The organism is Moorena sp. SIO4E2 (genome assembly GCF_010671945.1).
In the GTDB taxonomy this organism is placed as follows: domain Bacteria; phylum Cyanobacteriota; class Cyanobacteriia; order Cyanobacteriales; family Coleofasciculaceae; genus Moorena; species Moorena producens.
Map to the genome: position 1 here is coordinate 1 of NZ_JAAHIE010000687.1, position 3,318 is coordinate 3,318.

The 3,318-nt window shown below is 42.7% G+C and carries 4 protein-coding genes; 1 reads left to right on the top strand and 3 read right to left on the bottom strand.

All coding sequences use genetic code 11. The features are described from left to right. Positions 1-407 (bottom strand): baseplate J/gp47 family protein (locus tag F6K37_RS35370; protein WP_287255539.1); only part of this gene is annotated, 407 nt, incomplete at its 3' end. 1,004 nt (positions 408-1,411) lie between these two features. Here F6K37_RS35370 and F6K37_RS35375 point away from each other — a divergent pair. Continuing rightward, positions 1,412-1,642 carry a hypothetical protein gene (locus F6K37_RS35375; protein ID WP_071102562.1) on the top strand — a complete coding sequence of 77 codons (231 nt, stop codon included), beginning with the start codon at positions 1,412-1,414 and terminating at the stop codon, positions 1,640-1,642. Positions 1,643-1,891: 249 nt separating this feature from the next. On the opposite strand, the gene F6K37_RS35380 is transcribed toward F6K37_RS35375, so the two are convergent. Together F6K37_RS35380 and F6K37_RS35385 are read right to left on the bottom strand one after the other, a co-directional pair. Next, a complete protein-coding gene (locus F6K37_RS35380; protein ID WP_287255541.1) occupies positions 1,892-2,209 on the bottom strand; it encodes a hypothetical protein in 318 nt (105 codons plus the stop codon). 118 nt (positions 2,210-2,327) lie between these two features. Continuing rightward, entirely contained in the window at positions 2,328-2,951 is a 624-nt protein-coding gene (locus F6K37_RS35385) for a hypothetical protein (protein ID WP_287255542.1), read from the bottom strand. Between the last annotated feature and the right edge of the window lie 367 nt (positions 2,952-3,318).

Below are 3,318 nucleotides of genomic sequence, written 5' to 3' on the forward strand. Positions count from 1 at the left end.
AACTGCAGTACCTCTTTATAATAAAAATCGAGATATCTTTGGGTCAGTGCCTTGAACTGTTGCTGAGGATAGCGTAATAATTGTAAAAACGTGAACAACAAAACTAGATGAGGTTGGGCTAATTGCCGTTGTGTCGATGGATCGTCGGCAACACTTTCCGGGTTATTAATGTAAGCAACCATTTGCTCAACATCTCCCCCAAAGAAACTCGACCAATCCCCATTTATCCGATTGGACTCATCGTAATAGTTTAGTTTTGTGGCATACTCTTGTACGAAGGTGAGTAAATCATAAACATCCCGCTCATCTACGGAAACATAATCTGGTTCGAGTTCCCTTAGCAAGCGTCCGCGCTGACTAACGCCATCCCGAAAAATATGATGTATAATTCTATTTTTTGTATTCATAACTAAATTCTATATCATTGATCAGGAGGGCGGATGTAAACTTTATTAACAAGCTAATCTCAAAAAAAGTAATGAATATTCATATAAGGAACGAAAATTAAATTTAGTGTAAGCATTTAGTTATCAGCCGTCAGCGAATGGGCTATGCCCACGCTGCGCGAACAGCTATCAGCTAATGGGCTAGGCTCACCCTAATTGAGGTGCTTATGGGCATAGGGCAAGCTACACCGAACATTGAATAAGCGATGCAGCAAGGGCACAGGGGAGGCAGGGGTAGGGTGGGCAAATAATGAGAGTTTGACAATAAGATCATAAATCTAGTCCATTTGCCTAAATAAGCATTCAGCAGTCAGCGGTCAGCATTCAGCTTTCCATAACTCAGCGGGGTAGGGTGGGCAAATAATGAGAGTTTGACAATAAGATCATAAATCTAGTCCATTTGCCTAAATAAGCATTCAGCAGTCAGCGGTCAGCATTCAGCTTTCCATAACTCAGCGGGGTAGGGTGGGCAAATAATGAGAGTTTGACAATAAGATCATAAATCTAGTCCATTTGCCCACCCTACAAGAGCGTTCGCACTACAAAAGCGATCGCACTAAAGGAAGTGTAGGGAGATAGGGAGATAGGGAGATAGGGAGATAGGGAGATAGGGAGATAGGGAGATAGGGAGATAGGGAGATAGGGAGATAGGGAGATAGGGGAAATTTTTATTAAGGGTAATTGTCATAACATAATATTAGCCTTCTATTGCCGAAGAGTGTTGTTCTAAAAGCTGATAGCTGATAGCTGATATAGCAATCAGTGTAGGAATTGATAGATTTTTTTTTCCTACTCCCTACTCCCTGTTCCCTGTTCCCTGTTCCCTGTTTATTTTGCTATAGCTGATAGTTATCGATCGCATTTATTTACATTCTCCTTCAAAAAAAAATTCTAAAAACCCTTGACAAATTAATTTATAATCATAATGATTATAAATACAAATTACAAAGCAAAAGGTTACCCTTATGCCATCAGAATTTCCAACTAATAATCCAGACAACAATCCAGAGGATTCTTCCAACAAAAAAATCCGTGTTCAGCACATTTTAAAGGGCGACCGCAAGGCAGTAACGAATACCATGCATGCCCTGTATGCACTGGGCTACGCCCAAATATCCGAGTGGAGTCCTCTGCAGCCGACGGATGTTCCCGGAGAATTCATAACAATTATGACCAAGTACTTCAGGCTCCGTTAAAACGTTAAAGCGATGCAGAGGTGCGACCCGTGGCGAATTTAATTCGCCTACGGAAAGCGCACCTAAGCGGTCTTGGGGAGGCAGCGCGGTCTTGGGGGTCCCCCCCATGAGCGACTGCCGTGGTTTCCCCCACTCGCTATTGCATCAAGACATTGCTGGGGGGTTTTCCCCCTGGCAAAACCATCCGGTCCAATCACATAGGATCACGTCTGGATAGGTTAAAAAACTGAATGACATAAGGTAACATTCCTAGCCGTGGATAGTATTTCTGCGGCTATTTTTTTTAAGGTTAAAGGTTAGGATATTGAAGGTTGAAGGTTGGGATGTTGAAGGTTGAAGGTTGGGATGTTGAAGGTTAAAGGTTAGGATGTTGAAGGTTGAAGGTTGGGATATTGAAGGTTGAAGGTTGGGATGTTGAAGGTTGAAGGTTGGGATGTTGAAGGTTGAAGGTTGGGATGTTGAAGGTTGAAGGTTGGGATATTGAAGGTTGAAGGTTAGGATATTGAAGGTTGAAAGCACTGTAGGGTGGGCAAATTCTGAGAGTTTGACAATTTGATCTCGAATCATGTCGATTTGCCCACCCTACTCATACTGTTTCCTGTTCCCTGTTCCCTGTTCCCTGTTCCCTGTTCCCTAAAACCCAAAAATTTGTACCTCACCTAATTGAAAAGCACTATACAATTACCTAATTATCATTGCGGACGGGGAAATACTCCTGAAAGGGATGAGACAAAATGCCCAAAAGTTTGGCAGTGTCTCTAATATAGTATTCTTGCAGATCTATCCAGACCAGCACCCCCTCTAAGCGAAGAAACTGCCAGATTAGACCAGTTGTCACAGCTCCAAAAATCGGCAAATTGACATTTTCTCTCTCGTTAAAGCGTTGGGCTGCTACCATTTCGGCAATACACTGCGCCAAACCTCCTTTAATATTTTCATTCTTGGCTTCAACTAAGGTAACAACAGGTCGGTGAATCTCATAAATTTCTCGTGAAGCGGTCAAAATAAAGTCACAATAACCGTTTAATCCTAACTCTGAATCAATAGTGAATTCTGACCCAGAAAAAAAACCCACTTCATTATGAAATATTTCCCGGATTTCTAATAACGTTGGAGCGATTAAAAGTTCAGACCGGGCTTTTTCTGTATTGATGGCATTGGCGAGAGGAATATTTCGTTTTAAAATTTGTTGTAAAAGTTCGCTAACTTCGACGGGAGCAATATCCGTAAACAAATTTTGCGACTCATCAATGTTTAACTCAAACCGATTACACACTTCAGGAATGGATTTAAAGTCCCTGTAGGACATCGCTTATGCTCCAACAAAATTGCTGTAACTTTAAGTATAGAACGTAAGCATATGCGCTACGCGCACGCTACGCGAACAGCTAATGCGCTACGCGCACGCTGCGCGAACAGCTAAAGGCCGTTGGCCACGCTTGGCCTTTGGCCACGCTCCGCGAACGCGAACAGCAGTCAGTAGTAGGGTGGGCAAATCATCATTGTAATACCATTTGATTAGGCGTAGGGTGGGCAAATTTTCAGCGATCGCATTCCGTCGGGTAGGGTGGGCAAATCATGAAAGTTTGGCAATTTCATCAAAGTGTCATGCCCATTTGCCCACCCGACAAGGTGAGTTGTAGGGTGGGCAAATCATCATTGTAATACCATTTGAT